Origin of the sequence: Flavobacterium sp. KACC 22763, assembly GCF_028736155.1 — a bacterium.
Classification (GTDB): Bacteria; Bacteroidota; Bacteroidia; order Flavobacteriales; family Flavobacteriaceae; genus Flavobacterium.
This window is the reverse complement of sequence record NZ_CP117879.1, coordinates 3,745,797-3,764,280: the sequence shown is the minus strand read 5'-3', so window position 1 is coordinate 3,764,280 and position 18,484 is coordinate 3,745,797. Positions and strand designations below refer to the sequence as shown.

Below are 18,484 nucleotides of genomic sequence, written 5' to 3'. Positions count from 1 at the left end.
ATTTATTGTAGTTAGATGCGCTGCAGTGCATCTAACATTAGAATTTAAAATCTCTTTAATCCTTTTAATCTGTGGCTAAAAATAAAATAAATGAAAGTTGTAATCCAAAGAGTTTCAGAAGTATCAGTGACCGTTGATAATAAAAGAACAGCCGATATTAAAAAAGGATTATTAGTATTAGTTGGAATTGAAGAAGTCGATACTCAGGAAGATATTGATTGGCTTGCTGGAAAAATCATAAAAATGAGAATCTTTGGTGACGAAAATGATGTCATGAACTGTTCGGTTCAGGATATCGACGGCGATATTATTGTTGTAAGTCAGTTTACGCTTCACGCATCAACCAAAAAAGGAAATCGCCCTTCTTATATAAAAGCCGCCAAACCAGATTTTGCAATTCCAATGTATGAAAACTTTGTTCAGGCATTAGAAAAAGAGTTGGAGAAGAAGGTTCAAACTGGAATTTTTGGTGCGGATATGAAAGTCAGCCTTTTAAATGATGGCCCAGTTACAATCGTAATGGATAGCAAAAACAGGGAGTAAAATATTATTAAACATTTGTTAAGGATTTCTGAAAATAATATATATTTGACGAAAATACCTACTAATGAAAAACCTGTTTTGCGCGTTATTTTTTATATTATTTACCGCCAATATTTCTGCTCAAAAGAACATATATCCTATAGCTGCCGTTGCTGATAGTTTAAAACAAAATGCGAATGCTGTTCTTCGTTTAAACCAAATGGATATCGTCATTGCTTCGCAAAGAAGTATGAGTATCAAAACTCAAAGAGTCGTTTCGGTTTTAAATGAAAAAGGTTTAAAAGATATTGATGCCTTTAGTCACTATGATAAAACAACTTCGATAAATAATATTGAAGCTATAGTTTATGATGCTTTAGGAAATGAGATAAAGAAAATCAAAAGAAAAGACTTTAGGGATCAGAGCGCTGTAAGCGGAAGTACACTTTTTTCAGATAACCGCGTGCTTTATTTAGATTATACCCCAATTTCGTATCCATTTACAATTGCTTTTTCGTGCGAGACTGAAACTTCAAATACAGCCTTTATACCGCAATGGTATTTTATTGATAGCTACAACTTGAGCGTAGAAAAATGTATTTTGAATATTACTTTTCCGAAAGGATTGGGATTTAAGAAAAAAGAGTTTCGATTTGATAATTTTAATATACAAAAAACAGCCGATACTGATACCAATTTAAGTTATATAGCAACGAATATAGTTGCTCAAAAACAAGAAGACCTTAGTCCTTCTCCTTCAGATCTTTTTCCTAAAGTTATGATGGGATTAGAAAACTTCCACTTAGAAGGAGTTGACGGAAATGCAACCACATGGGAAGCATTTGGTAAGTGGTATGGTGATAAAATCTTAACAGGAACAACTATTTTACCCGAAGAAACCAAAACAAAAATCAAAGCTCTTGTTGGAGATGAGAAAGATCCTGTCAAGAAAGCCAAAATCATTTACGATTATGTGCAAAAAAAATCCCGATATGTAAACATCGCAGTTGGCATTGGTGGCTGGAAACCTATGTTGGCAAATGATGTTGATCGTTTAGGATATGGCGATTGTAAAGCATTGTCAAATTATACAAAAGCACTTTTGCAAGTTGTAGATGTTCCGTCATATAATACGATTTTATATGGTGATCGCTACAAAGCAGATATTCAGTCCGATTTTGTATCGATGCAAGGAAACCATATGATTCTCGCAATTCCAAATAAAGATAAATACATCTGGCTAGAGTGCACAAGTCAGGAAGATCCGTTTGGTTATCAGGGAACTTTTACTGATGATCGTGATGTTTTGGTTGTAAAGCCAGAAGGAGGAGAAATTGTTCGTACTAAAATCTACGATGATAAAGGAAATACTCAAGCTGGCAAAGGAGTCTACACAATTGATGGAGCTGGAAATTTTTCAGGAACATTAAAAATAGCATCAGAGGGAAGCCAGTATGCTACTAAATTGCGCGTTGAGACCATGCAACCAAACGAAAAAGAAGATCATTACAAAGATTATTGGGATAATATCAGCAATTTGAAATTGGGTAAAATAACTTTTACCAACGATAAAGAGAACATTCGTTTTACTGAAGATGTTCAGTTAAGTGCTGCAAATTATGGAACGTTGACTGGGAATAAAATGATTTTTGTAGTTGACGCTTTTAATCAGTATACAGGAAATGTAAAACGAATTAGAAACCGAAAAAATCCATTTCAAATTCAGCGTGGCTATTTAGATACAGATGAAATCGAGATAAATCTTCCCGAAGGTTATCAGATAGAATTCCTGCCTTCAAATTATGAGCTAAAAGGAAAATTTGGTGAGTACAAAACAGAAATCATTAAAAAAGACAATAACAAATTGACTTATAAAAGATCAATGTTTTTGAACAAAGGAAATTATACAAACAAAGAATATGATGAGTATCGTTTGTTTATGGAACAAGTTTCTCGAAACGATAATGCTAAGATAATATTGACCAAAAGTTAACAATTATAACCTAAAATAAACCAAAAATTACCAATGAAAATTATTAAATTATTTAGTCTCACTGTGATTTTATTGATAGCTTCAAAAGCAATGTCGCAGGAATTTAAATTAGGAAAAGTATCCATTGCAGAATTAGAACAAAAAGTGCATCCGAAAGACTCTACAGCTGCAGCAGCGATTTTGTATAAAAGAGGGACAGCAAGAGTTGAATATGATCCTAATGATGGTTTTGTCATATTAACTGATGTGGAAACTAGAATTAAAATTTATAAAAAAGAAGGATACGATTGGGCTAATCAGGAAGTATGGTATTACAATACTACTAATTTAAAAGAAAAAGTCTTTTTTGATGATGCTGTTACTTATAATTTAGTGAATGGTAAAATTGAGAAAACAAAGCTAAAGAGCGATGGGGTTTTTGATGAAGTCTTGAATAAATACAGAGGTCAGAAGAAAATGACAATGCCGAATGTAAAAGAAGGTTCTGTAATAGAGTTTCGATACACTATAAAATGTCCGAGTGATAGAATCATTAGAGAATGGGCTTTTCAATCCAGCATTCCTGTTAATTATTCTGAGTTCTCAACTTTTATTCCTGAATATTATGTTTTTAATTCAAGACAAAAAGGATATCTTTTTCCGAAAGTTACTACAACAAAAAATCCAAAATCTATAACTTTTAATATTAAAGAAAGAAATAGTGGATATGCTTCTAAAACTACTTCTTTTTCAACAGAGAAACTTGATTATATAGAGAATCAGAGCACTTTTATTGCTGTAGATTTACCGGCAATGAAAGATGAGTCTTATGTAAATAATATAGAAAACTATATGTCAGCGGTTTCTCATGAGTTATCATTGACAAAGTTTCCAAATTCTCCAATGAAAGAATATTCTTCAGATTGGAATTCTGTTGTAAAAACAATTTATGAATATGACGATTTTGGCCCTGAATTAAATAAAACAGGATATTTTGAAGAGGATTTAAAAAAGCTGCTTGCAGATACTAAAACGTCAGAAGAAAAGATTTGGGTTATTTTTAATCATGTAAAATCAAACGTAAAATGGAACAATTACACAGGGTATAGCTGTGATAATGGGGTAAAAAAAGCCTACAAAGAAAAAACAGGAAATATTGCCGATATAAATTTAATGCTTACAGCAATGTTGCGTTATTCGGGTTTAACTGCAAATCCAGTTTTAGTTAGTACGCGCTCAAACGGAATTGCCCTGTTTCCAAACAGAACGGCATTCAATTATGTAATTGCTGCTGTCGAAACTCCAAACGGATATATTTTACTAGATGCTTCAGAAAAATTTTCGATTCCGAATGTTTTACCGCTAAGAGTTTTGAATTGGTCAGGAAGATTGATCAGAAAAGACGGGTCGTCGGAAGAGATTAATTTAATGCCAGAAAAAACTTCGGCCGATAATGTTTTTATGAATTATAGTATTGATAATACTGGGAAAGTTACAGGTAAAACAAGAAGACAGTGCATGGATTATAATGCAATGATTACACGAAGTAATATTGAAAGCTTAAAAGAAGAAGAATATTTAGAAAAACTAGAAAACCAAAATAATAAAATAGAAATTAGTGAGTACTCAAAAACGAATGAAAAAGATATGCTTCTTCCTATTATAGAAACGTATTCTTTTACAGGAAATAATCTATGCGAGCTAATTGGCGATAAAATATACGTAAGTCCAATGTTGTTTTTTACCAACGATAAAAACCCTTTTAAGCAAGAAGTGCGAGAATATCCAGTTGATTTTAGTTATCCTTTTGCAGATAAGTATAATATCACAATTAAGATTCCAGAAGGTTTTGCAGTTGAAACATTGCCAGCTCCGGCGGCACTAACAATGGAAGATAATCTGGGTGCTTTTAAATTTAATATTGCAGCCAATGGTGATACTTTACAATTGTCTATTTTACATCAGATAAATGAAGCGATTGTTTCTACCGAAAAGTATGATATGCTAAAAGAATATTATAAGACGATGATTGCCAAACAAACAGAAAAAATCGTTTTAAAACGTATTTAAATTATGCTAAGAATTTCCCTAGTTTATATTGCCTTTTTTTGGAGCGCAATGACGATTCAAGCCCAAAATTATGAATTGGGAAAAGTAACAATTGCCGAATTAAATGAAAAAGTTCACCCTAAAGATAGCAGCGCACCCGCTGCTATCTTGTTTAAAAAGGGAAGAACTTATTTTGGTTATAACAAAGACGTTGGATTTTATGCCAATCATGTATGTGAAGTAAAAATCAAAATCTATAAGAAAGAAGGTTTAAATTGGGCAGACCAGAAAGTGCGTTATTATATCGGGTATGAAAATTTAAATGAGGATCGTTTAGAGTTTTCAGAAGCGGTGACTTACAATTTAGAGAACGGAAACATTGTAAAAACAAAACTAAATAATCAGGGAGAATTTAAAACCAAGATTAATAAGTATTGGAAAGAAAAGACTATTACTTTACCCAATGTAAAAGTGGGGGCTATTATTGAGTACAAATATGTTTTGAGGTCAGAAAATCTTGTGAAATTCCCTGATTTCGACATTCAGTTTGATATTCCTCTTAACTATTTTTATTATAAAACACAGATTCCAGAGTTTTATATCTATAAACCGCTTTTGATTGGAGGAATTCCGCTTGAAACAGAATCTAAATTTACAAATGGTAGTCAGAGCTTTGATAACCTCTACAGTCAGACAAGCTCATTTAGCTATAAACAAATTGAAACTTTTTATACAGGAAAAGACGTTCCAGCATTAAAAGAAGAACCTTATATTAATAATCTTGAAAATTATCGTGGAAGCATTCAGCAAGAACTTGAAAGGGTTCGTCTTCCTGATCAGCCTGTAAAAGACTACAGTTTAACTTGGGAAGGTGTTGCCAAAACTATTTTTAAAGACGAAAGCTTTGGAAAACAGCTTAATCAAGGGGCTTTATTTACGGATGATCTGAATACATTATTGACTAACGTAGACGATAAAAAAGAAAGATTGAATCTGATTTTTACGTATGTCAAAAATCGAATGAATTGGAACGAAATTAATAGTTGTTATACAGAAAAAGGAGTTGAAAAAGCTTATAAAGAACAAACTGGAAATGTTGCAGAGATCAATTTTATTTTGATAAATATGCTTCGAGCAGCAGGTATAGAAGCAAATCCTGTTTTGGTAAGTACAATTCAAAATGGACTTCCGGTTTATCCCACAAGAACAGGATTCAATTACGTTATAGCGGCAGCCGAAATTGATGGTAAAAGAATTCTTTTGGATGCAACTCGTAAGCTTACAGCTCCCAATATTTTGCCATTAAATGTTCTAAATTGGAAAGGAAGGTTAATTACGAAAGATGGAAATTCGCAAGAAATTGAATTAGATCCGGCAATACAGTCGAAAGAGATTTACAGCCTTGTAGTCAAAATTGAACCTGACGGAAAAATGAACGGGCAGGGTAGAGTGCAGCGAACAGAATATGATGCCTATAGTTTTAGAGAAGAAAACAAAGCTAAAACGGAAGACGCTTATCTTGAAAAATTTGAGAATAATTTAGGAGGTTTGAGTATTTCAAATTATAAAATAGAGAATCAGAAATCAAATTTAGATCAGTCTGTTATTGAAACTTTTTCTTTTGTTTCAGGCAGTCGTTCGGATATTATCCAGGGTAAGATTTTTGTCAATCCACTATTGTTTTTTACGCGAAGTAAAAATCCTTTCAATCAGGAAAAAAGACAAATGCCAGTTTATTTCGGATATAAAAACATGGAAAAGTACAATTTTAGTATTCAGATTCCAGAAGGATATGCTGTAGAATCTATTCCAAAACCGGTAAAAATAACTTCAGAGGACAAACAGATGTCCTTTATCTTAAATTTTTCAGTTACAGAAAACAAAATTCAAATTGTAAGCCAAAAAGAAATCAACAATAGTATTTTTGCAGCGGAGGATTACGGAATGATAAAAGAGTTTTTTCAGAAGATGATCGTAAGCCAAAATGAAAAAATAATTCTTAAAAAGATATAGAAGATGGATTTGAAAAATGCACAGTTAGATGTTGATACCTGGATAAAAGAACATGGAGTTCGTTACTTTAATGAATTGACCAATATGGCGCAGCTTACAGAAGAAGTTGGCGAGGTTGCCAGAATTATTGCACGTCGTTACGGAGAACAATCTGAAAAAGAAAGTGACAAAAACAAAGATTTAGGAGAAGAATTGGCAGATGTTGTTTTCGTAGTGCTGTGTTTGGCCAATCAAACAGGAATCGATTTACAAGCGGCTTTTGACAAAAAAATGGATCTGAAATCGGTTAGAGATAAAGATCGTCACAAAAACAACGATAAATTGAAATAATTGTGAAATATCGCTTATAAGTTTTGAATTATGGGTTTTGAATTTTGAATTATGAATGGGGAGTGGTAAATTGCGGGGCTGAATTATGTTTCTAATCATTCATAGTTCATAAGTCACAACTTACAATTAAAAAAATGAATTTAAAACTAAGCACGAATTCAATATTCACTATTGATGATTCGCAACTAAATATTACAGGTTCTAAAAGTGAAACGAACCGTTTGTTATTACTAAAAGCATTATTTCCAAACATCACTTTAGCCAATACTTCAAACTCAGACGACAGCGAAGTAATGCAGAAAGCTTTGGCTGGAAATGACGAAATCGTAGACATTCACCACGCTGGAACTGCAATGCGTTTTTTAACTGCTTATTTTTCTGTTAATGAAGGTAGGGAAGTAGTTCTGACAGGTTCAAGCAGAATGCAAGAACGCCCAATCAAAATCTTGGTTGATACTTTAAGACAATTGGGAGTTGAAATCTCTTATGAAAAAGAAGAAGGATATCCGCCAATTCGAATTAAAGGAAAAAAAGTTACGGCTTCAAAAGTAAACTTGGCAGCAAATGTGAGCAGTCAATATATTTCGGCACTTTTATTAGTGGCTTCAAAATTAGACAATGGTTTAGAGTTGACTTTAGAAGGAGAAATTACTTCAATTCCATACATCAAAATGACCTTGGCTCTGCTAAATGATTTAGATATTCAAACAAGCTTTGAAGGAAATGTAATCAAAGTATTTCCTAAAGAATCAGTTGAAACTAAAGAAATGGTTGTTGAGTCTGACTGGAGTTCTGCTTCATATTTCTTTAGCTTAGTTGCTTTGGCCGATGCAGCAAAAATTACTTTGAGTAGTTACAAAGAAAACAGTCTTCAGGGAGATTCAGAATTAGTTTCTCTTTACGAAAAAATGGGCGTGAAAACGACTTTTCAAAACAACAAAATGACTTTGGAAAAAGTAGCTGGATTCAATTATCAAGATGTAAATTTTGAATTAAATAATACACCAGATATCGCTCAGACAATTGTAGTAACTTGTTTAGGTTTAGGAATTGGATGTCACCTAACAGGACTTCATACTCTAAAAATTAAAGAAACAGATCGACTAGAAGCTTTAAGAATTGAGCTTACAAAATTAGGAGCAAATATTTCAGTTACTAATGATAGCTTGACTTTATTGCGTTCTGGCGATATTAATCATGATGTGCATATTGCAACTTATAATGATCACCGTATGGCAATGGCATTTGCTCCATTAGCTATCAAAGTGCCAATTATTATTGATGATGCTGAAGTAGTTTCTAAATCGTATCCGGATTTCTGGAATGATTTAAAAGCTTTAAACTTTCAAATCTCAGAATTGTAAATTTTTTTTTGAACCATATAAGAAAATGTAAGTTCATTTAAATTAAAGCGCAATAAAACATAGCCTCTGGTTTTAACCAGAGGTCTTTTTATGTCTAAGTTTGAATATAAACGCAAAGTTTGTCATTTCGACGAAGGAGAAATCTCCGCAAGTAGCTCCGCAATCAAAATCTAATCTTTGTCGAGTTTCTTGTGGAGATTTCTCCTTCGTCGAAATGACAATAAAATGCTGAAAATGTTTTTTGTAGAAAAAAAACGTTTTTAATGGTTCTAGAAACCTCACTAAATCAAGGACTTTTGAAAATAAAAGCCAAAACACTTGACAACGCCTATCTCACAATCGTATATTTGCAACCGATTTAAATTTTTAGATAAACAAATCTAAAAGCTACACTCTAAAATCAACAACTCAAATATGAAATTATCACACTTCAATTTCAATTTACCGAAAGAACTTTTGGCTGAATTTCCAGCAGAAAACAGAGATGAATCTCGTTTAATGGTAATTGACCGTAAAAAAAACACAATCGAACATAAAATGTTTAAAGACGTGATCAACTATTTTGATGACGGAGACGTTTTAATTCTTAATAATACAAAAGTTTTCCCTGCTCGTTTGTACGGAAACAAAGAAAAAACTGGAGCTAGAATTGAAGTTTTCTTATTAAGAGAATTAAATTCAGAGCAACGCCTTTGGGATGTTTTAGTAGATCCTGCTAGAAAAATCCGTATTGGTAACAAACTTTATTTTGGTGATGACGATTCGTTAGTTGCTGAGGTAATTGACAATACAACTTCTCGTGGTAGAACTTTACGTTTCTTATACGATGGTTCTTATGAAGAATTCAGAAACAAATTGACTGAACTTGGAGAAACTCCAATTCCTAAATACATCAACAGAGAAGTAACTGCTGAAGATGCTGAAAGATACCAAACTATCTATGCAAAAGAAGAAGGAGCTGTAGCGGCACCAACTGCTGGTTTGCACTTCTCAAAACACCTTTTGAAAAAATTAGAAATCAAAGGGGTGAACTTTGCTGAGGTAACTTTACACGTAGGTTTAGGAACATTTAACCCAGTTGAGGTTGAAGATTTATCTAAACATAAAATGGATTCTGAGGAATTAATCATTACTCAAGAAGCTTGTGATATTGTTAACGAAGGAAAAGCAAAGAAAAAACGTATCTGTGCTGTAGGAACAACTTCTATGCGTGCCATCGAAAGTTCTGTTTCTTCTGCAAATACTTTGAATCCATACGAAGGATGGACAAATAAATTTATTTTCCCTCCTCACGATTTCAGTATTGCAAACTGTATGATTACAAACTTCCACACACCAAAATCAACATTATTAATGATGATTTCTGCTTTCTGTGGTCACGATTTAATGAAAAAAGCATATGAAGAAGCGATCAAAGAAGGATACAAATTCTATTCTTACGGAGATGCAATGTTAATCTTATAATCGTTGTAAAGATTTTGATAGAATAAAACCCGTCATTGACGGGTTTTTTTAATTTTTGGGTGTTATCTAAAAGATTTTGAAATTCGTGGCAATATGCTTTCAATTATTTCTTTATATTTTGTATCGTACATAATATGTAAACTATAAATTTGTCCTTTTTTAAAAATGGTTTTCTGATAGTTTATAATATTATTATTCTTTTCACTAATCACAAAAAAATTATCCTTCAAAGTATTATATTTAATACCTGTTTCAGTCTTAATACGTTGTTTGTATTCGTCTGTTAGATCTTTTTTTGTGCTTTTCCCATACATTTCTATGTAAAAAATTGTGTTTTTGTTTGGATTATCAGTAAGATAGCTGTCATAATATTGTATTTGAGAATTTGTAAAAATTCCTTCTTTGAAGTAACTAGGAAATTCAATCGTTACATCGTAATATTGATTATTTATTTTAAATATCTTCCAATTATTGGTCTGTGCTTTTGCTATTAATGTTATTAATGAGAAAAAAGTAATAAAGATTTTTTTTGAAAATTTCATTTTATTGTAATTGAGATCTGAATTTAGATATTCAAAGTTGAAACACTGTAAAATTAGTAGTTTTTTGGCTACAAAATGTTAAAATTTAATTAATTATTTAGATTTAGTATTGTCGATTTTTGGATGAATTAGCTAATTGTGTGTACTATATTCTAAAAGTTGTTATTTTAGCATCCAAAACAAAAACACAATGACTTTTCAAAATACACGCGAATTTGCACGAGAGCTAGATTCGAAAGATGCATTAAAACATTATCAAGACCAATTTATTTTTCCTAAAGTAAATGATAAACGAGTAATCTATTTTACAGGAAACTCATTAGGATTACAGCCAAAACGTACCAAAGCCTATATTGATGAAGTAATGAATGACTGGGCAGAATTGGCTGTTGAAGGTCATTTTTATGCCGAAAAACCTTGGTGGGATTATCAGGAAAGATTTGCAGAACCGTTGAGTAAAATTGTTGGTGCACTTCCGTCTGAAGTTACAGTGATGAATACTTTGACAGTAAATCTTCACTTATTGATGGTTTCTTTTTATCAGCCAAAAGGGAAACGTTATAAAATTATCTGCGAAGAAAAAGCTTTTCCGTCAGATCAATATATGTTTCAGAGCCAAGTGAATTTTCACGGATACAAACCTGAAGATGCGATTGTAGAAATTAAACGCAGAGAAGGAGAACATAATATTCGTCTAGAAGATGTTTTATCCAAAATTGAAGAAGTTGGAGATGAATTGGCTCTAGTTTTAATTGGCGGAGTAAACTATTATACAGGACAAGTTTTTGATATTAAAACGATAACCGCAGCAGGACAAAAAGTTGGAGCAAAAGTAGGTTGGGATTTGGCTCACGCTGCTGGAAATATCAAACTAGAACTTCACGATTGGAATGTAGATTTTGCCGCTTGGTGCAGTTATAAATATATGAACTCAGGACCAGGAAATGCTTCTGGTTGTTTTGTTCACGAAAAGCATCATAATTCAAATCTGCCAAGATTTGCAGGTTGGTGGGGACACAACAAAGAACGTCGTTTTAAAATGGAACCTACTTTTGACCCAGTTCACGGCGCAGACGGATGGCAAATTAGTAACTTACCAGTTCTATCTTTAGCGCCATATTTAGCATCTGTAGAAATGTTTGCTGAGGTTGGAATGGATGCTTTAATTAAAAAACGTGACCATATTACTTCATATCTGGAATTTATTCTTCACGAGATTGATAAAGAAGTAGAAAGTACTTTCGAAATCATTACTCCTTCAAATCCTGAAGAAAGAGCTTCGCAATTATCTGTTTTTCTTCATGGAGAAGGAAGAGCTTTGTTTGATTATTTAATGAAAAATGGTGTCATTACAGATTGGCGTGAACCAAACGTTATTCGTCTTGCACCGGTTCCTTTGTATTGTTCTTATGAAGACATGTATGACTTTGGACAAATTCTTAAAAAAGGAATTTTAGGGAAATAAATAATAATCTCGCAATCCCGATAGGTATCGGGATTGCGAGATTAAATCATCAGTTTAAAAAATAAAACTCAGCGAGAAACACCGCAAAAATCTTCAAATCTTATAAACTTTCTTAAAAATTCTGTAATAACCATTATAGCAGATATTAAGAACTTTGTGATGTATAATTATTTAAAAACTTATAATCATGAAAGGCTTATATATTTTATTGACCGTGATATTTTTAACTTCTTGCCAAAACCAAAGCAAAGAAGATATAAATAAAGCCAAACAAGCCAGCATTGATTCAATGAAAGTTGAGATTAACAAACAGCGTGTTATCGATTCGATGAAGACTGAAATGGCGAAATTAAATGAAGAGAAGATCGAAGCTCAAAAAGAGAAAGTTGTTGTAGTGCATCAGCAAGATGCAACGGCTGCTGCACCAGCTAAAAAGAAAGGTTGGAGTGCGACTGCTAAAGGAGCTGTAATTGGTGCTGGAGTAGGTGCTGCAACAGGAGCAATTGTTAGTAAGAAAAAAGGAGAAGGTGCCATTATTGGTGGTTTAGCCGGAGCTGCAGTTGGAACAGGAACAGGAGCTGTTATTGACAGTAAAAACAAAAAGAAAGAATAGTTATTCTATGCATAAAAAGAAACCCCAAATTAGCTGATAATTTGGGGTTTTCAATTTTAAACCAACTCTGAAACGGGAATTTTTATACCAACTAATTCTGATTTACAAGAATCGAGTTGATTTAAGTCTCCTTTAAAGGCTATAGTCGATTCAAATAAATTTTTATAATACTCAATTCCATCTAACAGATTAGATTTAAAAGTAGTCCATTTTTTAAGTTGAGCTGCTGTAAGTTCTCCAGAAACAGATTGAATCTCATTTCTAAAATAAGTAACATACATTTTAAGCTCTTTTATAAACAAGTTTGGGCGTTCGGTTCTAATAATCGATTTTCCTTGATAAATATGATGAATCATATCTTTTAAAGAAACTTCTTGATCAAAATAAGCTAAGTTCGGGCCCGGACAAATGACAACGCCTTGCGCTTGACCTTTTATTTTTATATCATTTTCTAGATAAGAAGCATTGGCCAGACCAACACATAAACATGATTTTTCGGTAATCTTGACTTTGCTTTTTTCAAATTCATCAGTAGATAGCGAATCTTTTTTTGCCTCTAATTCTTCCAATTTTATATCCTGATATTTTTTTGAAGCTGTGCAAATTCCGTGTGGGTCGTATTCTCTGCTTAAAGCTAAAAATTTCTTCGGACACGAACTTCCAGCTTTATTTTCGTGAATTCGTTTTTGTTTTAAAAACTCATTCGTGGTTCCTTTCAAAGTATTAAATGGAACTCCCAATGGAGAGATATTGCTTAAGTAAAAATCATCTTCTTTGGCATTCATTAATAAGTTGCGAGTTTCTTTATCGACAGATGTTGCTTCTGGAACCAATAAAAATGGCGAACCCCAACCTACAGAATCAACTTTATATTTGTCTAATAAAAACTCATGTTCTGCCGCTGTTCCAACTCCGCCTTGGACTGTAATTTTTAACTCTAAAGAATTTTCAGGAACAGGCAGATTTTTGGCCTGTAAAGCTTTAATCATTAAATCGTGGGCTGATTGTACCAATTGATCTTTTTTCTGCTTGAATTCCTCTAAAATGGTGCCCAATAAGAGGCCGTCAGTAGCAAAAGCATGTCCGCCACAGTTTAATCCCGATTCTATTCTGTATTCTGAAACCCAAAGCCCTTTTTTAGCCAAGAAATTTCCTTGAATCATAGCCGATCTAAAATCACTTACTTTTAAGATGATTTTCTTTCTGAGCTCATTATTTTCATTTGGAAAAAAATCTTTGAAGTTTTCGAAATAGCCAAACAATCTCGGATTCATTCCAGCGGAAAGCACTACTGAAGATTCCAAATTACTATTGGCAAAACCTCTTAACGCAGCATGCGCGTCGTTAAACTCAACTGGAAGCTGTTCGTTTTTGATGAAATTATCTTTGTCTAATTTCGTCATGATGTTTACATCAATTTCTCCTGGAAAAAGGTGTGTTTCGATATAATTTTGAATATTTTCCTTAAAAGCAATTCCGTCGTCCAATAAATTCTGAAATCCTTTTTTGATATCAGAAGTATTCGGCAGGATCGACATGAAGTTTTCTAAAGCCGTTTTGCTTTCAGCCAATTCTGTTTTAAAGTTTTCGAATTTCTCTTTTACAATTTTATCAACTAAATTCAAATAAGAGGTAATTCTTTCAGCGCGGTAATCATGAAATTTCTGGGTAATTTCTTCATAAGGAATGTTGAATTTGGTGCTGTAAAAATTACGCATCTTCTCAATCAGATCATCGTCTGCCAAGGCAACAACAGATGAAATTCCGTACTGCGCTACTCGAATAGGACTGTCAATGGTATAAGCAAGTCCCATTACTGGAATATGAAAAGTATGCAGATTATTTTTTGTCATTTGTATTCGGATTAAAATAGTGACAAATGAAAAAAAATATTTTCTCCTAAAACCTGATAAATGTCAGGTTTGCAGATTGGTTGCCACGAATTACACGAATTAACACAAATTGATTTTTTAAATCAGCCAGTAAGAATTAGTGAAAATTAGTGTAATTCGTGGCTAAAAAAAACTCCTAAATCAAAATCTTCTTCAAAGATTCGGCTATGCTTCTCCACAAAAGGTTGTAGAACGATCTGTCTTGAAGACGTTCTACTTCAACTTCGGCTGTTTTGGGTTCGTTTTTCGAATCGTTTTTAACTAATAAATTGGCAACAGCAGTTTTGAGTTTGGCCTCTTTTTCTGGTTTATTTTTTTTATATAATTTGACTTTGAGATCGTCATAATCTAGAGAAGCATTTCCTTTTGAGCCATTATCATTTCCGTAGAAATTAAATCGGTATTTATTGAAAGTTCCAGTAAAAGTTGTGTTGATGTATGGTTTGGTGAATCTTGTCATTCCTTGAACGTTAAAATTCGAAATCACGCCTTGAATATGAAATCCGTCACTTTTGTCCAGAACATTAAAACTCCAATCGACATCAAGAGGAGAATTTTTCATAAAAATACATTTGACCTTGATTTTTAAATCATCTGTTTTTGTTAAGCCAAAACCGCTTTTTAAATTGGTAGCCTGCAAATTGAATTTATCGAAAGTTAAAACTCCAGGACCTTTGGCAAAATCAAGTTCCTCTTCATAAACCAATTTCGATTTTAAAACTTGCAATGTGTCAATTTGAAGCGGAAATTTTAGATTTCGCAATAAATGGTTGTAAAGATACTTTTTGCTCGGATCGTCTTTCAGCATTTTACCACGATAAATATTGGCATCAAAATGATGAATTACAAGCGAATTGGCTTTAAAATAAAGACGGTCATTTTTGAAACCCCAGTCCATTTTTGCGACTTGAGCCGAATCAAATTTTAAATTGTAAATGTCCTTTTCTTTTTCAAGACGCTTTAAAAATTCGTATCGTTCAAATTGGGGAAGATTAGAAAAATTATTAATCTTTAAAAAATTCTTTTCGGTGCTTATTTTTCCAATATTGATGTAATAGAAACCATTTGGTCTGTAAAACAAACTGTCGCAAACCAAGGCGTAGTTTTTATATTGAAGCGGAATTTTTTCTTTTAATGTAGCATCGGTAATTAATATTCCTTCCAATTTTAAAAGAACTTTTTTTATGCTGAAAATAGGTTTTTCTGTATCTAAAGAGACAACATCAACAGATCCGTCGTTGAGGTAAATATTAGAAACTGCAATAATTTTTCGAAAAGGATCAATAATTTCTTTTTCAATGCTTTTACTGTTATTGATTAATTTTTCGCCTTTTTTGTATAAAATGATTCGCGGTTTATTGATTATAATGCTTTCCGCCTGAATGATATCCCGAAAAGCCAAATCCCAAATATTGAAGTGTTTTATAGTGATAGATTCGATTTTAGAGAAAAGTCCATTTTTGCTATCTTTTGGTTCATTTTTCGGGCTAACCAATAAAGTCTGTGCGTTGATATTTCTAGAAAAAAGAGAGACTTCAATTTTTTCATAATTGATATTATAAGCCGTTTTATTTTTTTCGTGAATAATAATCGGAAGCTGTTTTTTGATCCAGTAATTCAGCCCGATATTGACAAGAATTACAAGGGCAAGCAGAGAAAGTACGACAATAGCTATTTTTTTATAGATGGACATTTATAGTATTAATTTTAAATACATAAATTTAGAGTTTTAAAGACGGCTGTCTCTTATAAAATTTTGCGGAAAAGTTATATCATTACAAATTTCATTTTTTTAGAATATGAGAATAATTAAAAAAATCTTGTTGACATTATTGGTTCTTATTGTGATTCTTGCGATTGGTTTGTGCGCTTATATTTTTCATTTAAAACCGAAATATGAAGGTTCATTAGAATTAAAAAATCTTGAGAAAGAAACCACAGTCTATTTTGATGATTTTGGAGTGCCTCATATTTATGCAGATTCTGAAAAAGATGCTATGCGAGCACTTGGTTATGTGCATGCGCAGGAAAGATTATGGCAAATGGAATTGTTACGTCGAATAGCGCCGGGACGTTTATCTGAAATTTTTGGTGGAGTCGCGCTTAAAAATGACAAGTTTTTTGCGGGAATAGGAATTGAAGAAGCTTCAGCAAAAGCGATTGCAAAGTTGGATAAAAACAGCGAAAGCTATAAACTCACTCAAGCATATTTAGACGGAATTAATCAGTATTTAGAAGAAGGAGTAACGCCAATTGAGTTTACTTTGGTTGGCGTAAAAAAGCAAAAGTTTACTATAAAAGACGTTTATAATATTTTTGGATATATGTCTTTTAGTTTTGCTATGGCGCAGAAAACAGATCCATTGTTGACAGACATAAAAAATAAATACGGCGCTGCTTATTTGAAAGATTTAGGTATTGAAGGAGAATTCAATACTACTAGAATTAAAATCTCAAAAGAGAAAACTGAAGAATACACCGAGATTTCAAAATCTATAACTGCAATGTTGGATCAGTCTCCGATTCCGCCGTTTGTTGGAAGTAATAGCTGGGTTGTTGGGCCTCATAAATCGAAAACTGGGAAAGTTATTTTTGCGAATGATCCGCATATTGGATTTTCTCAGCCTGCCACTTGGTACGAAGCGCATATTGTAACTCCGAAACACGAATTGTATGGCTGTTATTTGGCAGGAACTCCATTTCCGCTTTTGGCACACAATAGAAATTATGCTTACGGCTTAACGATGTTTGAAAATGATGATATCGATTTTTATCAAGAAAAAAACAAAGCAGACGATGCTTCTCAATATCAGACACCGACAGGTTTCAGTAAATATGAAATCAGAAAGAAAACGATTAAAGTAAAAGATTCTTCGGATGTTGTCTTAACAATAAAGATTACGCGTCACGGACCAGTTATGAATGATTTTATAGATCGTTTAGAAAAGAAAAATCCAATTGCAATGTCATGGACGTATACGCGAGAACCAATCTTGATTCTAGATGCTGCTTACGGACTTTCGCATGCTAAAAACACTACCGATTTTAAAAAATCGGTTAGTTTAATTGCCGCTCCTGGATTGAACGTAATGTACGGCGATGCCAAAGGAAACGTGGCTTGGTGGGCGAGCGGGAAATTGTATCGACATAATGAGGGAGTTAACACTCATTTGATTTTAGACGGTTCAAGCGGAAAAGATGATATTACGAAGTTTTTGGATTTTGAAAAAAATCCATCAGCTGAAAATCCAGAATGGGGATATGTGTATTCTGCCAATAATCAGCCGGAAGCTATAGATAATGGTTATTTGTATCCAGGATATTATCTGCCAGAAGATCGCGCTAAAAGAATTTCAGGAATTCTAGATGCAAAATCAGACTGGGATAAAGAAGCCATCAGTAAAATGATTTACGATAATACTTCTGATGTGGCCGTTGAAACTACTAAAAACTTAATTGCAGCTTTAGATAATAAACCGCTTTCCTATAATGAAAAAGAGATTCTGGGTGTTTTAAAATCTTGGAAAGGAACAACAAATTTAGAAGATGTTGCACCAACGATTTATAACAAATGGATTTATTTGTATCTGAAAAACACATTTGAGGATGAAATGGGCAAAGACAACTTCAATTTATTTTTAGGAATTTCTCTAGGAAAACAAGTTATCGCCAATCAGATAAAAAATGAAAATTCGGTTTGGTGGGATAATATCAAAACAAAAAATGTGAAAGAAACGAGAACAGAGGTTGTTTCAAAATCTTTTCATGACGCTGTTATTGCTTTGCAAAATCAGTTAGGAGAAAATATTGCAGAATGGAATTGGGGAAAAGTGCATACGGTAGAACACGAACATCCATTAGGAAAAGTCAAAGCGCTTCGCGGATTATTTAATGTTGGGCCTTTTAATTCTCCAGGTTCAAATGAAGTAATCAATAATTTATTTTTCGGATTTAATGACGAAGGAAAATATTACACCAAAGGCGGACCTTCAACAAGAAGAATTGTCGATTTTGCCGATGTAGAAAATAGCTGGAGTATTTTGCCAACAGGTCAATCTGGAAATCCTTTCAGCAAACATTATAGCGATCAAGCCGAAATGTACAATGCAGGAAAGTTCAGAAAAATGAAATTGAACAAAGACGAAATTATAAAAACATCGACAAAATTGGTTTTAAAACCGAAGAAATAAAATTTTGTTTCAAGTTTAATGTTTCAAGTTTTAGCCTTTGTCAAAGTTTTAAACTTTGACAAAGGCTA

At 32.9% G+C, this 18,484-nt stretch carries 13 protein-coding genes; 10 read left to right on the top strand and 3 right to left on the bottom strand.

Annotation, left to right across the window (positions count from 1 at the left end):
* Nucleotides 1-90 precede the first annotated feature (90 nt).
* From dtd to queA, 7 genes are all read left to right on the top strand, one after another.
* A complete protein-coding gene (gene dtd / locus PQ463_RS15700; protein WP_274254477.1) occupies nucleotides 91-543 on the top strand; it encodes a D-aminoacyl-tRNA deacylase in 453 nt (150 codons plus the stop codon).
* Between the two features lie 64 nt (nucleotides 544-607).
* Nucleotides 608-2,515, top strand: a complete 1,908-nt coding sequence (locus PQ463_RS15695; RefSeq protein ID WP_274254476.1) for a DUF3858 domain-containing protein — start codon at nucleotides 608-610, stop codon at nucleotides 2,513-2,515.
* Nucleotides 2,516-2,548: 33 nt separating this feature from the next.
* Nucleotides 2,549-4,564 carry a DUF3858 domain-containing protein gene (locus tag PQ463_RS15690; RefSeq protein WP_274254475.1) on the top strand — a complete coding sequence of 672 codons (2,016 nt, stop codon included), beginning with the start codon at nucleotides 2,549-2,551 and terminating at the stop codon, nucleotides 4,562-4,564.
* Nucleotides 4,565-4,567: 3 nt separating this feature from the next.
* Nucleotides 4,568-6,556 carry a DUF3858 domain-containing protein gene (locus PQ463_RS15685; protein ID WP_274254474.1) on the top strand — a complete coding sequence of 663 codons (1,989 nt, stop codon included), beginning with the start codon at nucleotides 4,568-4,570 and terminating at the stop codon, nucleotides 6,554-6,556.
* A 3-nt stretch (nucleotides 6,557-6,559) separates the two neighbouring features.
* Nucleotides 6,560-6,886: a nucleotide pyrophosphohydrolase gene (locus PQ463_RS15680; protein WP_012022600.1), complete on the top strand. Its 327-nt coding sequence runs from the start codon at nucleotides 6,560-6,562 to the stop codon at nucleotides 6,884-6,886.
* A gap of 134 nt (nucleotides 6,887-7,020) precedes the next feature.
* Nucleotides 7,021-8,250, top strand: coding sequence for a 3-phosphoshikimate 1-carboxyvinyltransferase (locus PQ463_RS15675; protein ID WP_274254473.1), 1,230 nt, complete (start codon nucleotides 7,021-7,023; stop codon nucleotides 8,248-8,250).
* Nucleotides 8,251-8,664: 414 nt separating this feature from the next.
* Nucleotides 8,665-9,714: a tRNA preQ1(34) S-adenosylmethionine ribosyltransferase-isomerase QueA gene (gene queA, locus PQ463_RS15670; RefSeq protein WP_111376525.1), complete on the top strand. Its 1,050-nt coding sequence runs from the start codon at nucleotides 8,665-8,667 to the stop codon at nucleotides 9,712-9,714.
* Nucleotides 9,715-9,776: 62 nt separating this feature from the next.
* On the opposite strand, the gene PQ463_RS15665 is transcribed toward queA, so the two are convergent.
* Nucleotides 9,777-10,256 carry a hypothetical protein gene (locus PQ463_RS15665; protein WP_274254472.1) on the bottom strand — a complete coding sequence of 160 codons (480 nt, stop codon included), beginning with the start codon at nucleotides 10,254-10,256 and terminating at the stop codon, nucleotides 9,777-9,779.
* Between the two features lie 190 nt (nucleotides 10,257-10,446).
* Between PQ463_RS15665 and kynU the strand changes: the two genes are divergently transcribed.
* The gene (gene kynU, locus PQ463_RS15660) at nucleotides 10,447-11,721 is read left to right on the top strand and encodes a kynureninase (RefSeq protein ID WP_274254471.1); all 1,275 of its coding nucleotides are present in this window, start codon (nucleotides 10,447-10,449) and stop codon (nucleotides 11,719-11,721) included.
* Nucleotides 11,722-11,908: 187 nt separating this feature from the next.
* Nucleotides 11,909-12,334, top strand: coding sequence for a YMGG-like glycine zipper-containing protein (locus PQ463_RS15655; RefSeq protein WP_274254470.1), 426 nt, complete (start codon nucleotides 11,909-11,911; stop codon nucleotides 12,332-12,334).
* 56 nt (nucleotides 12,335-12,390) lie between these two features.
* On the opposite strand, the gene PQ463_RS15650 is transcribed toward PQ463_RS15655, so the two are convergent.
* Both PQ463_RS15650 and PQ463_RS15645 read right to left on the bottom strand, forming a co-directional pair.
* Nucleotides 12,391-14,187: a hypothetical protein gene (locus PQ463_RS15650; protein ID WP_274254469.1), complete on the bottom strand. Its 1,797-nt coding sequence runs from the start codon at nucleotides 14,185-14,187 to the stop codon at nucleotides 12,391-12,393.
* Nucleotides 14,188-14,362: 175 nt separating this feature from the next.
* Nucleotides 14,363-15,919, bottom strand: coding sequence for a hypothetical protein (locus PQ463_RS15645; protein ID WP_274254468.1), 1,557 nt, complete (start codon nucleotides 15,917-15,919; stop codon nucleotides 14,363-14,365).
* Nucleotides 15,920-16,025: 106 nt separating this feature from the next.
* Between PQ463_RS15645 and PQ463_RS15640 the strand changes: the two genes are divergently transcribed.
* The gene (locus PQ463_RS15640) at nucleotides 16,026-18,416 is read left to right on the top strand and encodes a penicillin acylase family protein (protein ID WP_274254467.1); all 2,391 of its coding nucleotides are present in this window, start codon (nucleotides 16,026-16,028) and stop codon (nucleotides 18,414-18,416) included.
* The last annotated feature ends 68 nt before the right edge of the window (nucleotides 18,417-18,484 follow it).